Genomic DNA, 15,549 nt, shown 5'->3' on the forward strand with positions numbered 1-15,549 from the left:
CCCCTCTGGGGGAGTTTGAGGACGAGGCCGTTCAGGCCGATGCGGGGGTCTGGGGGCGGCAGCCCCCAGGACGGCGGGTCATCGGGCGTCAGCAGCCGATGAGACGCTGAGCCAGGTACCCCTCGATCTGGTCCAGCGACACGCGCTCCTGCTTCATGGTGTCGCGCTCGCGCACCGTCACCGCGTTGTCGTCGAGCGTGTCGAAGTCGACCGTCACGCAGAACGGCGTACCGATCTCGTCCTGGCGACGGTAGCGGCGGCCGATGGCGCCCGCGTCGTCGAACTCGATGTTCCAGTTCTGGCGCAGGGCCGTGGCGAGCCCCTTGGCCTTCGGGGACAGCTCGGGGTTGCGGGACAGCGGCAGGACGGCGACCTTGACCGGCGCCAGGCGCGGGTCGAGGCGCAGCACCGTGCGCTTCTCCATCTTGCCCTTGGCGTTGGGCGCCTCGTCCTCGATGTACGCGTCGAGGAGGAACGCCAGCATCGCGCGGCCGACACCGGCCGCGGGCTCGATGACGTACGGCGTCCAGCGCTCGCCGGCCTCCTGGTCGAAGAAGGAGAGGTCCTGGCCGGAGGCCTTGGAGTGGGCGTTGAGGTCGTAGTCGGTGCGGTTGGCGACGCCCTCCAGCTCACCCCACTCGTTGCCGCCGAACTGGAAGCGGTACTCGATGTCGGCGGTGCGCTTGGAGTAGTGCGAGAGCTTCTCGGCAGGGTGGTCGTACCAGCGCATGTTCTCCTCGCGGAGACCGAGGCCGGTGTACCAGTTCCAGCGCTCCTGCATCCAGTACTCCTGCCACTTCTCGTCCTCGCCCGGCTTGACGAAGAACTCCATCTCCATCTGCTCGAACTCGCGGGTCCGGAAGATGAAGTTGCCGGGCGTGATCTCGTTGCGGAACGACTTGCCCATCTGGGCGATGCCGAACGGCGGCTTGCGGCGCGAAGTGGTCTGCACCTGGGAGAAGTTGGTGAAAATACCCTGGGCGGTCTCGGGGCGCAGGTAGGCGACCGAACCGGAGTCCTGGGTCGGGCCGAGGTGCGTCGACAGCAGACCGGAGAACTGCTTGGGCTCGGTGAACTGGCCCTTGTTACCGCAGTTGGGGCAGTTGATGTCCGCAAGGCCGTTGGCGGGCGTACGGCCGTGCTTGGCCTCGTACGCCTCCTCCAGGTGGTCGGCGCGGTAGCGCTTGTGACAGGAGGTGCACTCGGTGAGCGGGTCGGAGAAGGTCGCGACGTGACCGGAGGCCACCCAGACCTCGGAGGCCAGGATGACGGAGGAGTCGATGCCGACGACGTCCTCGCGCGACGTCACCATGTAGCGCCACCACTGGCGCTTGAGGTTCTCCTTGAGCTCGACACCCAGCGGCCCGTAGTCCCAGGCGGCGCGCTGGCCACCGTAGATCTCACTGCACGGGAATACGAAGCCACGGCGCTTGCTCAGGCTGACGATGGTGTCGATCTTGTCGGCGGCCACGGTGCTCTCTTCATTACGACGATTACGACGACAGGCGATGAAGCGGACGCGTTCCGGACGAGCGGAAGCGGATGCGCTTCAGAGCGAATGACTCAGGTTACCGGCGGGGCCCGCCCCCCAATCAAATCGGTTCCGGCAACGGACCCCGCACCTGTCCCAAAAGCCCGCTTGTTGACAATCGTTTCCAGAATCATTGAAAATGACTGTCATGAACGTACGACGACTCATATCGGGCACCGCGATCGCGGCGGCCACCGCGCTCGGCCTCGGCGCCCTGTCCGCCTGTTCCTCGGATTCGAGCGCCGCCGACGGGAACAGCGGCAAGCTCGACGTCGTGGCGTCGTTCTATCCGATGCAGTACCTCGCCGAGCAGATAGGCGGCGGCCATGTCTCCGTCAGCACGCTGACCGAGCCCGGCCAGGAGCCGCACGACCTGGAGATCAGCGCCAAGCAGACCGTCGACCTGCAGAAAGCCGACGCGGTCCTCTATCTCAAGGGTCTCCAGCCCGCCGTCGACGAGGCGGTGTCGCAGTCCGAGGCGAAGACGAAGATCGACGCCGCGACGCTCACCACCCTCGAGAAGCACGACGGCACCGGGCACAGCCACGAGGGTGAGGAAGCGCACTCCGACGAGGAGTCCTCCGGCCTCGACCCGCACGTCTGGCTCGATCCGGTGAAGTACGCCGAGATCGCCGACGGTGTGAGCGCCGCCTTCCAGAAGGCCGATCCGGCCAACGCGGCGGAATACAAGAAGAACACCGGGGCGTTGACCGCGAAGCTGACCTCGCTCAACACCTCGTTCGAGACCGGCCTGAAGAACACCGCGACCAAGGTGTTCTTCACCAACCACGCGGCCTTCGGCTACCTCGCCGAGCGCTACGGCCTGACCCAGGAGGCCATCACCGGTGTGGACCCGGACAGCGAGCCGAGTGCCGCGCGGATGAAGGAACTCCAGCAGGAGGCGAAGGCGGACGGAGTGACCACCGTCTTCTACGAGACACTCGTCTCCGACAAGACCGCGAAGACCCTCGCCGAGGACGCGAACCTCACGACGGACGTCCTCGATCCCCTTGAGGGCATCACGAAGAAGTCCCGGGGCACGGACTACATCGCGGTCATGCAAGCCAACCTCAAGGCGCTGCGGACGGCTCTGGGCGCCAAGTGACCGGTAGATGAGCGGTAGTTGATGATCGTTACGGAGGATGCAGGCATGGGCGAGCCCGTCATTTCGCTGCGCGGTGTACGCGCCGAGCTGGGCTCACGCCCGGTCCTGCGCGGCATCGACCTCACCGTGGGCCGCGGTGAGGTCGTCGCGCTGCTCGGTGCCAACGGCTCGGGCAAGTCGACAGCGGTCCGTACGGTCATCGGCCAGGTCCCGGTCAGTGCGGGCGAGATCGAGCTCTTCGGCGTCCCGCGCCGCCGCTTCACGGACTGGCGGCGCGTGGGCTACGTACCGCAGCGGACGACCGCGGCCGGTGGCGTACCGGCGACGATCACGGAGATCGTCTCGTCGGGCCGGCTCTCCCGCGCCCGCTTCGGTGTGCTCCGCAAGGCCGACCACGAGGCCGTACGGCGGGCCATCGGCCTCGTGGGCCTCGCGGACCGCGCCAAGGACTCGGTGAACGCGCTGTCGGGCGGCCAGCACCAGCGCGTACTGATCGCCCGCGCCCTCGCCTCCGAACCCGAGCTGCTGATCATGGACGAGCCGATGGCGGGCGTCGACCTGGCTAGCCAGGAAGTGCTGGCGCGGACACTGCGGGAGCAGGTCGCGGCCGGTACGACGGTGCTGCTCGTGCTGCACGAACTCGGGCCGCTGGAACCGCTGATCGACCGGGCCGTCGTCCTGCGCGACGGCTGTGTCACACACGACGGGCCGCCCCCGCAGGCGGTCGGACAGCACGCCCTGCCCGGCCACGACCACGTACACCCGCACGCGGCTCACGACGCCGAACCGATCCGGACGGGACTGCTGAGCTGATGGACTTCCTCGACTACGCCTTCATGCAGCGGGCCCTGCTGGCCGCGGTGCTCGTCGGCATCACGGCCCCCGCGATCGGCATCTACCTGGTCCAGCGGCGCCAGGCGCTGATGGGCGACGGTATCGGCCATGTCGCGATGACGGGCGTCGGCCTCGGTTTCCTGCTGAACACCTCACCGGTGTGGATGGCGACGGGCGTCTCCGTCGTCGGCGCGGTGATGATGGAACTCATCCGCTGGTACGGCAGGACGCGCGGCGACATCGCCCTCGCGATGCTGTTCTACGGCGGTATGGCCGGCGGCGTGATGTTCATCAACCTCGCGCCGACGGGCTCGAACGCCAACCTGACCTCGTATCTGTTCGGCTCGCTCTCGACGGTCAGCGAGTCCGACGTGACCGCGATCTGTGTGCTCGCGGCGTTCGTGGTGCTGGTCACCATCGGTCTGCGCCGGCAGCTCTTCGCGGTCAGCCAGGACGAGGAGTTCGCCCGGGTGACGGGGCTGCCGGTCCGCGCGCTCAACCTCCTCACGGCGATCACGGCGGCGATCACGGTGACGGTCGCGATGCGCGTGGTCGGGTTGCTGCTGGTCAGCGCCCTGATGGTGGTGCCGGTGGCCGCCGCCCAGCAGCTCAGCCGGAGCTTCGCGGCGACGTTCGCCATCGCCGTGGCGATCGGGGTCTCCGTGACGATCGGCGGGACCGTGACGTCGTACTACCAGGATGTCCCGCCCGGTGCGACGATCGTCCTGCTGACCATCGGCGCGTTCATCGCGCTGACCGCGCTGGCGACGCCACTGGGCCGTCGCCGGGCCCGTGCCGCGACCGCCGCACAGGCGGCCGGGGACCCGGCGGAGTGTGTGATTCCGGCCAGCCGGGAAGCCGCCGGCAAGGCGGGCGTCTGACCGCGCACAGTCCGGGCTGGCACAATGGCCCGGCAAGCGCAGACGTGAGGAGAACAACGGTGACGACGGCCGGCCCGCCCGTTAAGGGACGATCCACCCGCCAGCGTGCCGCTGTGGCGGCGGCGCTGGACGAGGTCGACGAGTTCCGCAGTGCCCAGGAACTCCACGACATGCTCAAGCACAAGGGCGACTCGGTCGGTCTGACGACCGTCTACCGCACGCTGCAGTCCCTGGCGGACGCGGGTGAGGTGGATGTCCTGCGGACGTCGGACGGCGAGTCGGTGTACCGGCGCTGCTCGACCGGGGACCATCACCATCACCTGGTGTGCCGGGTGTGCGGCAAGGCGGTGGAGGTCGAGGGGCCCGCGGTGGAGAAGTGGGCGGAGGCGATCGCCTCGGAGCACGGGTTTGTGAACGTGGCTCATACGGTGGAGATCTTCGGGACCTGTGCGGAGTGCTCTGCGGTTGGGCGGGGGTAGGTTCCGTCCAGTTTTGTCCGCGGGTGCGTTGTGGCTTGTCGCGCCGTTCCCCGCGCCCCTGAAGTGCGGGCTCGCTGTGGCTTCTTGCGCCGTTCCTCGAGCCCCTGAAGTGCGGGTGCGTTGTGGCTTGTCGCGCCGTTCCTCGCGCCCCTGAAGTGCGGGTTCGTTGTGGCTTCTTGCGCCGTTCCTCGAGCCCCTGAAGTGCGGGTGCGTTGTGGCTTGTCGCGCCGTTCCTCGAGCCCCTGAAGTGCCGGTGCGTTGTGGCTTGTTGCGCCGTTCCCCGCGCCCCTGAAGTGCCGGTGCGTTGTGGCTTGTTGCGCCGTTCCCCGCGCCCCTGAAGTGCCGGTGCGTTGTGGCTTGTCGTGCCGTTCCCCGCGCCCCTGAAGTGCGGGTTCGCTGTGGCTTGTCGCGCCGTTCCCCGCGCCCCTGTTGGGGGTGCTCGTTCTTGGGTTCGATAGGTTCTCGCGGTGGGCGATCTCAGGGAAAAAGACGGTCAGCTTCGCTCCGCCTCCCTGGGGCGGGGGTTTCGGTGGTTGTGGGGTGCCTATGCGACCAGCCTGGCCGGGACCTGGTTGGCGTTCGACTCGTTTCCGTTGATCGCGGTTCTGGTGCTGCATGTGGGGCCCGCGCAGGTGTCGTTGCTGGCCGCCGCCGGGCTGGCGGTCGGGGCTGTGGTGGCGGTTCCACTCGGGCCCTGGGTGGAGTTCCGGCGCAAGCGGCCGGTGATGGTCGCGATGGATCTCGTCCGGTTCGGGGCGCTCCTCACCGTCCCCCTCGCCTACGCGCTCGGCGTGCTCTCCTTCGGTCAGCTCGTGGTCGTGGCCGTCGTGGTCGCCGCCGCCGACATCACCTTCACCTCGGCCAGCGGAGCCTGTCTCAAGGCGCTGCTCCCGCCGTCCCAACTCCTCGTCGCCAACGGCCGGTTCGAGTCGACGATGTGGACGGCGAGCGTGCTCGGGCCACCCCTGGGCGGCGCTGCCATCGCACTGCTCGGGCCGGTGACCACGGTGGTCGCGAACGCGGTGAGCTTCCTGCTGTCGGCGGCCGGTATCCGGGCCATGGGAGGACCACGAGAACCTCGCCCGGAACGGGGGCCTCGGACCCGGGTGCGCGCCGGTGACCTGGTCGACGGGTGGCGGTTCATCCTGGCCGATCCGGCGCTACGGCCGCTGTTCCTCAACACCGTGCTGGTCAGCGGGCTGATCATGGCGACGGCTCCACTGGTCGCCGTCCTCATGCTCGGGCGGTTCGGGTTCGCGCCCTGGCAGTACGCCCTCGCCTTCGCCGTGCCCTGCACCGGCGGCCTCATCGGTTCGCGTCTGTCCCGGCCGCTCGTGGCGCGGTACGGGCGGCGCCGGATCATGCGCACCTTCGGGACACTGCGGGTGTGCTGGCCGGTCGGCATGGTGTTCCTGCACGGCGGCACGTCGGGGCTCGTCCTGGTGATGGTCGTGCAGTTCGGGCTGATCATGAGCATGGGGGTGTTCAACCCGGTGTACGCCACCTACCGGCTCCAGCACACTCCGGCCGACCGGGTCGCCCGCACCCTCTCCGCCTGGTCGGTGTCCAGCAAGCTGACCGTCGCGGCGCTGACCGCGCTGTGGGGACTGCTCGCGGCGCTCACCACTCCCCTGACCGCCGTCGGCGCCGCCGGCGTCCTGATCCTCGCGACTCCGCTGCTGCTGCCCCGTATCGAGGACTGATCGAGAGCTGATCGAGGGTTGATCGAGGACTGAGGGCCGCTGAGGGGTACCGCCGGTAGCGGGGGCCCCTCCTCCGCACAGGGATAACCCTCGACCTCTTATTTTTTGCTGACATGCACTCCTCAAAGCTGCCACTCTTCCGGCAGTCACCCCCCACGTCTCATGCACATCACGCAGTGCTCAGCTCATCCCGGGCCGCACACCCCCGTTCGCCCGGTTCTGTTTCCGGCCGCAGAAGGCGCGGCCGTCGCAGGAGGAGTCTCGAGTGAGACGAAAGACCAGCAACACCCCCCACAGATCCGGCCGCACCAACAAGGCCACCGCGGCCGGCGCCCTGCTCGCCACCGCCACTCTCCTGGCCGTCGGTGTGCAGACGGTCCCCGCCGCCGCCAAGCCCGCGGCGCCGGCCCCCAGCCCGCTGCGCGCCGGCGCTGTCCCGACCAAGCTCACCCCCGCCCAGCGCACGGCGCTGATCAGGACCGCGGCGCAGCGGACGACGCAGACCGCCGGCACCCTGGGCCTCGGCGCCAAGGAGAAGCTGGTCGTCAAGGACGTCAGCAAGGACGCCGACGGCACCCTCCACACCCGCTACGAGCGCACGTACGCCGGACTGCCGGTCCTCGGCGGCGACCTCGTCGTGCACACCCCGCCCGCCGCCAAGGCCACGGGCACGGTGAGCAGCACGTTCAACTCGCGGCGGACCATCTCGGTCGCGTCCACGACCCCCACGTTCGCCAAGTCGGCGGCCGAGACGAAGGCGCTCGGCGCGGCCAAGGCGCTGGACGCGGAGAAGGCCACCACCGACAGCGCCCGCAAGGTGATCTGGGCCGGGAACGGTACGCCGAAGCTGGCCTGGGAGACCGTGATCGGCGGTCTCCAGGACGACGGCACACCGAGCCAGCTGCACGTCATCACGGACGCCCTGACCGGCGCGAAGCTGTACCAGTTCCAGGCCATCAAGACCGGCACCGGCAACAGCCAGTACAGCGGCACGGTCACCATCGGGACCACGCTGTCCGGTTCGACGTACCAGCTGAACGACACGACACGCGGGACCCACAAGACGTACAGCCTCAACAACGGCACGTCGGGCACCGGCACCCTGATGACGGACGCCGACGACACGTGGGGCACAGGCGCCGGGTCCAACACGCAGACGGCGGGCGTGGACGCGCACTACGGCGCCCAGGAGACGTGGGACTTCTACAAGAACACGTTCGGGCGCAGCGGCATCAAGAACGACGGTGTCGCCGCCTACTCGCGCGTGCACTACAGCACGGCGTACGTGAACGCGTTCTGGGACGACGACTGCTTCTGCATGACGTACGGCGACGGCACGAGCAGCACCCACGCGCTCACCTCGCTGGACGTGGCCGGGCACGAGATGACGCACGGCGTCACGTCCAACACCGCGGGCCTCAACTACACCGGTGAGTCGGGCGGGTTGAACGAGGCGACCTCCGACATCTTCGGCACGGGTGTGGAGTTCTACGCGAACAACTCCACCGACGTCGGTGACTACCTCATCGGCGAGAAGATCGACATCAACGGCGACGGTACGCCGCTGCGTTACATGGACAAGCCGAGCAAGGACGGTGGCTCGGCGGACAGTTGGTACTCGGGCGTCGGCAACCTGGACGTGCACTACTCGTCCGGCCCGGCGAACCACATGTTCTACCTGCTGTCGGAAGGCAGCGGCTCCAAGACCATCAACGGCGTGACCTACAACAGCTCGACGTCCGACGGTGTCGCCGTCGCGGGCATCGGCCGGGCCGCCGCGCTGCAGATCTGGTACAAGGCGCTGACGACGTACATGACGTCCAGCACCACGTACGCCCAGGCGCGCACCGCCGCGCTGAACGCCGCCTCGTCGCTCTACGGCGCCAGCTCCACCCAGTACGCCGGGGTCGGCAACGCCTTCGCGGGCATCAACGTCGGCAGCCACATCACCGTGCCGACCAACGGCGTCTCGGTCACCAACCCGGGCAGCCAGTCGTCGACGGTCGGTACGGCGGTCAGCCTGGCGATCACGGCCAGCAGCACCAACAGCGGCTCGCTGACCTACGCGGCGACCGGTCTGCCGACCGGCCTGTCGATCAGCAGCTCGACGGGCGCCATCTCCGGCACCCCGACCACCGCGGGCACCTACAGCTCGACGGTCACGGTGACCGACAGCACGGGCGCCACCGGTACGGCGTCCTTCACCTGGACGGTCAGCACGAGTGGCAGCGGAACCTGCACCTCGGCGCAGCTGCTGGGCAACGCGGGCTTCGAGTCCGGCAACACCACCTGGACCGCGAGCAGCGGTGTCATCACCACCTCCAGCAGCCAGGCGGCCCGCACCGGCTCCTACAAGGCCTGGCTCGACGGCTACGGCTCGACCCACACCGACACCCTGTCCCAGTCGGTGACGATCCCGAGCGGCTGCACGGGCACGAAGCTCACGTTCTACGTCCACATCGACACCGCTGAGACCACCACCAGCTCGCAGTACGACAAGCTGACGGTCACCGCCGGTTCGACGACCCTGGCGACCTACTCCAACCTGAACGCGGCCAGCGGCTACGTCCTCAAGACGATCAGCCTGTCGGCCTACGCCGGCACGACGGTCGCCCTGAAGTTCACGGGCGTGGAGGACTCCTCCCTCCAGACAAGCTTCGTGATCGACGACACGGCGGTCACGACCAGCTGACCACCGCCGACCGACCAACCCCCCACGGGTACGACAGCGGCACCCGGCGCCCTTCTTGGCGCCGGGTGCCGCAGCCGTTCCCTCAGAGCTCGACGCTGCCCTTCATGTCCCGCTGCATTTCCAGCAGTTGCTCATTCGGGACCGCGCCGCCGAACCTCCGGTCGCGGGAGGCGAATTCGACGCAGGCGCGCCACAGGTCGCGGCGGTCGAAGTCCGGCCAGAGAACGTCCTGGAACACCATCTCGGCGTAACTCGACTGCCAGATCAGGTAGTTGGATGTGCGCTGTTCTCCACTGGGGCGGAGAAACAGATCGACGTCCGGCATGTCCGGGTAGTAGAGGTACTTCTGAATTGTCTTCTCGGATACCTTGTCGGGGTCGAGCTTTCCGGCGGCGACATCGCGGGCCATCGCCTTTGCCGCGTCGGCGAGTTCGGCTCGGCCGCCGTAATTGACGCAGAAGTAGAGCGTCATGGCGTCGTTGTTCTTGGTCTGCTCCTGGGCGACCTGGAGTTCCTGTACGACGGACTTCCACATCTTGGGCATACGCCCGACCCACCGAATGCGGATACCGAGTTCGTTCATCTCGTCGCGCCGGCGCCGGATGACGTCACGGTTGAAGTTCATGAGGAAGCGGACCTCTTCAGGTGACCGCTTCCAGTTCTCGGTGGAGAAGGCGTAGAGGGAGAGATTCTTGACGCCTAGTTCCAGGCATCCCTTGAGCACATCGAGGACGACGCCTTCGCCGACCTTGTGCCCCTCCGTGCGCGGCAGCCCGCGCTCCTTGGCCCACCGACCGTTGCCGTCCATGACGCACGCCACATGGTTGGGTACGAGTTCGCCGGGGAGCTTCGGCGCGGTGGCGCCGGAGGGGTGCGGCTCCGGCGTCTTGTACTCGCGGCGCTGGCGCCCCAGGATTCCGCGTACGGCCATGAGTCTCTCGTCTCTTTTCTTACCCGGTGCTTGGTACTACTGCTTCGCTTTTCTACTTCTCTACATAGCGCAGGGAGCGCAGCCCGCGCTCCAGGTGCCAGTGCAGGTAGGCGGACACCAGCCCGCTCCCCTCCCTGACGTGCCGCGGCTCACACGCGTCAGCGGTCGCCCAGTCGCCCGTGAGCAGCGCGCCGAGCAGTTCGAGGGCCTGGGGAGAGGGTACGACGCTCCCGGCCACCCGGCAGTCGACGCAGACGGAGCCTCCGGCGGCCACCGAGAAGAAGCGGTTCGGCCCGGCCATCCCGCACTTCGCGCAGTCTCCGAAGGAGGGCGCGTACCCGTTCACCGCGAGGGAGCGCAGGAGGAACGCGTCGAGGATGAGGTGGGGCTCGTGCTCGGCGCGGGCGAGGGTACGCAGACCGCCGACCAGCAGCAGGTACTGCTGCACCGCGGGCTCGCCCTCGTGGTCGGTGAACCGTTCCGCCGTCTCCAGCATGGCCGTCCCGGCGGTGTACCGGGCGTAGTCGGTGACGATGCCACCACCGTACGGAGCGATGGTCTCGCTCTGCGTACAGAGGGGCAGCCCGCGCCCGACCAGGTCACTCCCCCGCGAGAAGAACTGCACGTCGACGTGGGAGAAGGGTTCCAGCCGCGCCCCGAACTTGGACTTCGTCCGCCGCACCCCCCGAGCGACGGCCCGCACCCGCCCGTGACCGCGCGTGAGCAGCGTGATGATCCGGTCGGCTTCCCCCAGCTTCTGGGTACGCAGCACGACACCGTCGTCACGGAACAGGCTCATGGGGTCATTGTCGCGTACGGAACCGGGGGCCAGGACGGGGGTGCTGTTTCCTGAGCTTCTTGGCTACGGGGGCGTACCTCTTTACCGGTTTACCGGTGAACGGGCCGGATTCGCCTGGCGGCGGCCGGTCCGGCCACGAGGCGCGGCACATGAGCCAAAGGGCGCCTGCGGGGTCGTGAGCGACGGGCTCCGCCCGCCCTGTACACAGCTCGTCCCGGTCCAGGGTCCCGCCGGTCATGCTTCAGAGCTGAACGCTTCAGGGAAGCGCCAAGCTGTTGCCGGGGGTCAGGCCGCCGAGCTTTTCGGGGTTGACCTGGAAGCGCAGGTTCTGGATGCGGCCGTCGACGAGGTCGAACGAGAGGGCGCCGACTGTGTGTCCGCCGAGGGTGGCCAGGACGCCGAGCTCGCCGTTGATCATGGCCGGCTCCATGGTCAGGGCGGCCAGTTCGGGCTTGGCCAGGAAACCCACGAGCCAGCGCGCGACGTGGTCGGTGCCGTGGAGGGGGCGGCGGGCGGCCGTGACCTTGCCGCCGCCGTCGGACCAGGCGGTGACCTCGGGGGCGAGCAGCTCCATGACGGCGTTCAGGTCGCCGCCCGCGCAGGCTTCTATGAACTGGGCGGTGACCTGCCGGCGCTGGGTCTGGTCGGCGTCGAAGCGGGGGCGGCGGGCCCGGACGTGCTCGCGTGCGCGGTGGGCGATCTGGCGGACTGTCGGCTCGGGACGTTCGAGGGTCTCGGCGATCTCGGCGTGCGAGTAGCCGAAGACCTCGCGGAGCAGGAAGACAGCGCGTTCGACGGGGCTGAGGGTTTCCAGGACGACCAGCATCGCGGTGGAGACGCTGTCGGCCAGTTCGGTCTCCGCAGCGATGTCGGGGGAGGTCAGCAGGGGCTCGGGGAGCCACGGCCCGACGTAGGTCTCGCGGGTCGCCCGTGCGGAGGTGAGGCGGTTCAACGAGAGGTTGGTGACCGTGCGCACCAGGTAGGCCTTGGGGTGGCGAACCGCGTCGTGGTCCGCGGTGCTCCAGCTCAGCCAGGTGTCCTGGAGGACGTCCTCGGCGTCGGTGACAGTGCCCAGCATGCGGTAGGCGGTGGCGAACAGGAGCCTGCGGTGTTCGATGTACGGGTCCTGCTCGTCCCTGGCGTCGACCATCGGCTCATGCTGCCAGCGCCGTAACCAGAGCGGCAAGGCCCGAGACCATGGCGCTGGGAGCATGAACCGAGCACCCGTCATGCCGCGGGCTCACGGGTGGCACGGCCGCCCTTGGAGACGATGGTGGTGACGTTCACGCGCTTGCTGAATCGGTAGGTCGTGAGCGGGCTGCCGCTGACCATCTCCTTGTACGCGACGGCGCCGCGGCCGGTGAGGTGCATGCGGCGGGGGGTTTCGTCGGCCTTGGTGAACTGGATGACGGCGTCATGGCGGCCGAGGCTGACCGGCTGGTGGAAGTAGCCGAAGCGGAACGGCTTGACGGCCTTGCCGCGCACGAGACGCGCGATGGTGTCGGCGGTGTACTGGGCGGTGGGCAGGCCGCTCTGGCAGGTGCCGTGGATCTGTCCCCACGCCAGACGGACGGCGGCGGCGTCGCCGATGGCGTGGATCTCCGGGTGGGAGACCGAGCGCAGGGTGGCATCGACCAGGATGAGGCCACGGTCGTCGGTGGCGATCCCGGCGTCGGCGGCGAGCGGCGACACCTTGACGCCGGTGGTCCACAGGCACGCGTCGGAGCGGACGAGCCGGCCGTCGGCCAGTTCGACGGCGTCGGGCAGCACCTTGGTGACGCGGGCGCCGGTCTCAAGAGTGACGCCGAGGCGGTCCAGCGCACCGTAGAGGTAGGCGCGGGCTTTGGCACCCATCATGCCGCCGGGCTCGTCCAGGCTGATCAACGTGACGTCCAGGCCGGGGTGGCTCTCGGCGATCTCGGTGGCCGCCTCGATGCCGGTCAGGCCGCCGCCGCAGACGGTGACCGTGCCGCCCGACGCGGCGACCTCGGTGAGGCGCGCGGCAAACCGACCGGCGATCGCCGGGTTGTTGAGGGTGAACGCCTGAGTGTCGGCGCCAGGGACCTTGCCGGTGTCGGTCGAGCTGCCCAGCGCGTAGACGAGCGTGTCGTATCCGAGTGTCTCGGTGCCGTCGACGGTGATCTGCCGGGCCTCGGGGTCGATGGCGGTGGCGGTGCCCTGGACGAACGTGACGCCGGTCCCGGCGAGCAGGTCGGGGATCTGATGGTCGGCCAACTCCTGCCCGGCGGCGATCTGGTGCATCCGCAGCCGCTCGACGAACCGGCTCTCGGGGTTGACCAGGGTGATCTTCACGCCGGTCCGGCGAGTGCGGTGGGCCAGCCGGATGGCGCTGAACAAGCCCGTGTAGCCGGCGCCGAGGACGACGATGTGGTGGCCGTTGTTCATCGGATCTCCCAAGGTCGGGCACCGGCTTCGGAACCGGTGACGCCCATGGGACAAGCAACCCGCACAGGACGTGACAGGTCGCCGATGTGAACCACGTCACACCACGCGCGCCGTTGGTACGCCGGCCAGAACCCGTCGGCCGCCTCGCCGTACCGAGCCCGGCCGAAGCAGAGCAGGGTCCGGTCTCGTCCCAGACGAAACGCCGAGCCTAGGGAACCTCACCGCGGCTGCGCGCGTTCGCGTACGCCGTGGCCGCGCTGAGGCGCTCCGCCGGGGTGGCGGGCCGGAGGCCGGCCGGGGCCGCATCCCACTCCCGGCCGCCTCCGTACGATCTGAGCTGGACATAGGGCCCCTCGTGCCCCATGACCAGCCCCACCTTGTCGGTGCCGGTGTCCATGACGTACGAGCCGATCTCCGGACGCCCAGGCTTCCCCGACCGTGCCGTCGGCCGCACGTCGTTCATCGCAGCGCCGCCACGATCCGGGCCGCCGTCTCGACGTTGCAGCGTCCCAATTCGATGAGCGGACAGGGCGCTTCCCGGGCCACACTCGCCGCGTCCAATCGGAGCGACGGCAAGGTAATCCCGGCGCTTTCCAACGCCTTCCGCAATTCCTTCACAATTTCCTCCGCCTCTTCGACGCAGTCCGCCGAGTGTGCCGTCTGTCGTGCAGTCACCGTGCTCCCCTGACTAATCGAGTTTCACTCTTCGCACTTCCACGATGACGCGTTGTGCCTACACTCGGAAGGCTCTGGGCGCAGCAACAGCGGTGCAGTCGGAGGAGGTTCGGTTCGGTTATGGCCAATGGTTCACAGCGGCAGGCGGCTTGGGAGTTCTTCGGAACGGAGTTGAAACGGCGGAGGGAGGAGGCCGGATTAACCCAAGTGGAGCTGGGGGCGCTTGTCTTCGTCTCTGGGGGCTACATCGGGCAGTTCGAGCAGGCCATTCGGAAGCCGCAGTTGGATGTGGCGGTGAGGATTGACGAGGTACTGCAAACCGACGGTATTTTCGAGCGCACGTGGCGCAAGCTGATCGACGACAAGCGGTACGCCGATTACTTCGCGAAGGCGGCGGAGCTTGAGGCGCTGGCGACGAAGATCTGCGAGTTCGCGCCCGCGCTGGTACCGGGGCTGTTGCAGACAGCAGAGTACGCACGCGCGGTCACCCTCGCGATGAACCCGTTCGCGTCGGACGAGTACATCGACGAGAAGGTGTCGGGCCGACTCGACCGGGCGAAGATCCTCAAGGACGCTACACGGCCCGTGTATTGGGCGGTCCTGCACGAGAACTCGATGCGGATTCCGGTCGGCGGACACACCGCCATGGCCGAGCAGTTGGAACACATCGCGGCCCTCGCACGGGAGCGAACAGTGCTGGTCCAGGTGCTGCCGTACTCGGCTGGGGCATACGCCCTCATGAACGGGATGGTGACACTCATGGAGTTCGAGGACGCTCCCCCAATCGCCTATACAGAAGCCGTGTATTCGGGGAATCTGCTGGACGATCCGGCTGTGGTGAAGCGCGCGCAAGCGTCATACGATCTGATCAGGGCCGCCGCGCTGTCGCCGGAGGCGTCCCTGGCCCTGATCGTGTCGGCGGCGGAGGATCACAGACGATGCGCGAGTACGAACTGAGCAACGCCCGCTGGCGCAAAAGCACGTACAGCGATGGCAACGGCGGCAGCTGCGTCGAAGTAGCCGACGGAGTCCCCGGCATCGTGCCCGTTCGGGACAGCAAGGTCTCCGGCGGAGCCGTACTTCTCGTCGGGGCCGGTGCCTGGGCGGAGTTCGTCGGCTCCGTCGTCTGAGGACAGAGCACAGCCGCGCAGAGCACAGAGGGTGGCGATGACGTCGTAGCCGAGGTCCTCGATGTGCTTGCGGGTACCGGACTTGTACTGGACGGTCGTGCAGGTCCAGGTACCGGGCGTGGCGCAGGCGCTCAGGTAGGCGGGCGGGTTGGCCGCGTCCTTGAGGAACATGTGGTCGGCGTCGAGGTTGATGTCGGCGCCGACCTTCTTCAGGTTCGTGACGGCCGCGGCGCGCTGCGACTCCTTCAGACCGGAGTTGTAGAACACCTCGACGCCCTTGGCCTTGGCGTAGGCGACCAGCTCGGGCGTGCCGAAGACGGCCGGACGGTCTGCCTTGGCCACGTACTCGGCCCAAGTCGCCGAGTTGTACGTGTAGTTGGTCT

At 68.3% G+C, this 15,549-nt stretch carries 15 protein-coding genes and 1 pseudogene; 8 read left to right on the forward strand and 8 right to left on the reverse strand.

All coding sequences use genetic code 11. The features are described from left to right. Positions 1 to 88: 88 nt before the first annotated feature. Positions 89 to 1,471: a glycine--tRNA ligase gene (locus STRTUCAR8_RS02295; RefSeq protein WP_006373791.1), complete on the reverse strand. Its 1,383-nt coding sequence runs from the start codon at positions 1,469 to 1,471 to the stop codon at positions 89 to 91. 208 nt (positions 1,472 to 1,679) lie between these two features. Between STRTUCAR8_RS02295 and STRTUCAR8_RS02300 the strand changes: the two genes are divergently transcribed. The 6 genes from STRTUCAR8_RS02300 (at position 1,680) to STRTUCAR8_RS02325 (ending at position 9,225) form a co-directional block, all read left to right on the forward strand. After that, entirely contained in the window at positions 1,680 to 2,636 is a 957-nt protein-coding gene (locus STRTUCAR8_RS02300; RefSeq protein WP_006373796.1) for a metal ABC transporter substrate-binding protein, read from the forward strand. A 45-nt stretch (positions 2,637 to 2,681) separates the two neighbouring features. After that, complete coding sequence (locus STRTUCAR8_RS02305; RefSeq protein WP_006373786.1) at positions 2,682 to 3,449, forward strand: metal ABC transporter ATP-binding protein; 768 nt, start codon at positions 2,682 to 2,684, stop codon at positions 3,447 to 3,449. Further along, on the forward strand, positions 3,449 to 4,351 hold the full coding sequence (locus STRTUCAR8_RS02310; protein WP_006373794.1) for a metal ABC transporter permease: 903 nt from the start codon (positions 3,449 to 3,451) through the stop codon (positions 4,349 to 4,351). Before STRTUCAR8_RS02305 ends, STRTUCAR8_RS02310 begins: the two co-directional genes overlap by 1 nt. Before the next feature lie 59 nt (positions 4,352 to 4,410). Then, positions 4,411 to 4,830: a Fur family transcriptional regulator gene (locus STRTUCAR8_RS02315; RefSeq protein WP_006373793.1), complete on the forward strand. Its 420-nt coding sequence runs from the start codon at positions 4,411 to 4,413 to the stop codon at positions 4,828 to 4,830. Positions 4,831 to 5,297: 467 nt separating this feature from the next. Then, positions 5,298 to 6,533: an MFS transporter gene (locus STRTUCAR8_RS02320; RefSeq protein WP_006373795.1), complete on the forward strand. Its 1,236-nt coding sequence runs from the start codon at positions 5,298 to 5,300 to the stop codon at positions 6,531 to 6,533. Positions 6,534 to 6,798: 265 nt separating this feature from the next. Further along, positions 6,799 to 9,225: a M4 family metallopeptidase gene (locus tag STRTUCAR8_RS02325; protein ID WP_006373797.1), complete on the forward strand. Its 2,427-nt coding sequence runs from the start codon at positions 6,799 to 6,801 to the stop codon at positions 9,223 to 9,225. 82 nt (positions 9,226 to 9,307) lie between these two features. On the opposite strand, the gene STRTUCAR8_RS02330 is transcribed toward STRTUCAR8_RS02325, so the two are convergent. The 6 genes from STRTUCAR8_RS02330 to STRTUCAR8_RS52270 all read right to left on the reverse strand — a co-directional run bounded on the left by STRTUCAR8_RS02330 (position 9,308) and on the right by STRTUCAR8_RS52270 (position 14,036). After that, positions 9,308 to 10,156, reverse strand: coding sequence for an isoprenyl transferase (locus STRTUCAR8_RS02330; RefSeq protein WP_006373785.1), 849 nt, complete (start codon positions 10,154 to 10,156; stop codon positions 9,308 to 9,310). A 52-nt stretch (positions 10,157 to 10,208) separates the two neighbouring features. After that, on the reverse strand, positions 10,209 to 10,955 hold the full coding sequence (gene recO / locus STRTUCAR8_RS02335) for a DNA repair protein RecO (RefSeq protein ID WP_006373789.1): 747 nt from the start codon (positions 10,953 to 10,955) through the stop codon (positions 10,209 to 10,211). Between the two features lie 256 nt (positions 10,956 to 11,211). Continuing rightward, on the reverse strand, positions 11,212 to 12,105 hold the full coding sequence (locus STRTUCAR8_RS02340) for an RNA polymerase sigma-70 factor (RefSeq protein ID WP_006373784.1): 894 nt from the start codon (positions 12,103 to 12,105) through the stop codon (positions 11,212 to 11,214). A 77-nt stretch (positions 12,106 to 12,182) separates the two neighbouring features. Continuing rightward, positions 12,183 to 13,361: an NAD(P)/FAD-dependent oxidoreductase gene (locus STRTUCAR8_RS02345; protein ID WP_006373788.1), complete on the reverse strand. Its 1,179-nt coding sequence runs from the start codon at positions 13,359 to 13,361 to the stop codon at positions 12,183 to 12,185. A gap of 208 nt (positions 13,362 to 13,569) precedes the next feature. Then, the gene (locus tag STRTUCAR8_RS02350; protein WP_407705483.1) at positions 13,570 to 13,758 is read right to left on the reverse strand and encodes a hypothetical protein; all 189 of its coding nucleotides are present in this window, start codon (positions 13,756 to 13,758) and stop codon (positions 13,570 to 13,572) included. Between the two features lie 62 nt (positions 13,759 to 13,820). Then, the gene (locus STRTUCAR8_RS52270) at positions 13,821 to 14,036 is read right to left on the reverse strand and encodes a hypothetical protein (protein WP_078507091.1); all 216 of its coding nucleotides are present in this window, start codon (positions 14,034 to 14,036) and stop codon (positions 13,821 to 13,823) included. 120 nt (positions 14,037 to 14,156) lie between these two features. Here STRTUCAR8_RS52270 and STRTUCAR8_RS02355 point away from each other — a divergent pair, with 120 nt between their 5' ends. Together STRTUCAR8_RS02355 and STRTUCAR8_RS49165 are read left to right on the forward strand one after the other, a co-directional pair. Next, positions 14,157 to 14,993 carry a helix-turn-helix domain-containing protein gene (locus STRTUCAR8_RS02355; RefSeq protein WP_044471498.1) on the forward strand — a complete coding sequence of 279 codons (837 nt, stop codon included), beginning with the start codon at positions 14,157 to 14,159 and terminating at the stop codon, positions 14,991 to 14,993. Further along, on the forward strand, positions 14,975 to 15,166 hold the full coding sequence (locus tag STRTUCAR8_RS49165) for a DUF397 domain-containing protein (protein ID WP_059072855.1): 192 nt from the start codon (positions 14,975 to 14,977) through the stop codon (positions 15,164 to 15,166). The genes STRTUCAR8_RS02355 and STRTUCAR8_RS49165 overlap by 19 nt, the downstream gene beginning before the upstream one ends. 33 nt (positions 15,167 to 15,199) lie before the next feature. Here the strand turns inward: STRTUCAR8_RS49165 and STRTUCAR8_RS02360 are convergent. Next, positions 15,200 to 15,549: pseudogene (locus STRTUCAR8_RS02360) on the reverse strand (HAD family acid phosphatase); the annotation flags it as partial.

It is taken from the genome of Streptomyces turgidiscabies Car8 (assembly GCF_000331005.1).
GTDB classification, from domain to species: Bacteria; Actinomycetota; Actinomycetes; order Streptomycetales; family Streptomycetaceae; genus Streptomyces; species Streptomyces turgidiscabies.

Excerpts from the sequence above, each read along its gene's own strand:
- STRTUCAR8_RS02300 (WP_006373796.1), top strand. The coding sequence starts at position 1,680 with ATGAACGTACGACGACTCATATCGGGCACCGCGATCGCGGCGGCCACC.
- STRTUCAR8_RS02305 (WP_006373786.1), top strand. The coding sequence starts at position 2,682 with ATGGGCGAGCCCGTCATTTCGCTGCGCGGTGTACGCGCCGAGCTGGGC.
- STRTUCAR8_RS02310 (WP_006373794.1), top strand. The coding sequence starts at position 3,449 with ATGGACTTCCTCGACTACGCCTTCATGCAGCGGGCCCTGCTGGCCGCG.
- STRTUCAR8_RS02330 (WP_006373785.1), bottom strand. The coding sequence starts at position 10,156 with ATGGCCGTACGCGGAATCCTGGGGCGCCAGCGCCGCGAGTACAAGACG.
- recO (WP_006373789.1), bottom strand. The coding sequence starts at position 10,955 with ATGAGCCTGTTCCGTGACGACGGTGTCGTGCTGCGTACCCAGAAGCTG.
- STRTUCAR8_RS02340 (WP_006373784.1), bottom strand. The coding sequence starts at position 12,105 with ATGGTCGACGCCAGGGACGAGCAGGACCCGTACATCGAACACCGCAGG.
- STRTUCAR8_RS02345 (WP_006373788.1), bottom strand. The coding sequence starts at position 13,361 with ATGAACAACGGCCACCACATCGTCGTCCTCGGCGCCGGCTACACGGGC.
- STRTUCAR8_RS02350 (WP_407705483.1), bottom strand. The coding sequence starts at position 13,758 with ATGGACACCGGCACCGACAAGGTGGGGCTGGTCATGGGGCACGAGGGG.
- STRTUCAR8_RS02355 (WP_044471498.1), top strand. The coding sequence starts at position 14,157 with ATGGCCAATGGTTCACAGCGGCAGGCGGCTTGGGAGTTCTTCGGAACG.
- STRTUCAR8_RS49165 (WP_059072855.1), top strand. The coding sequence starts at position 14,975 with ATGCGCGAGTACGAACTGAGCAACGCCCGCTGGCGCAAAAGCACGTAC.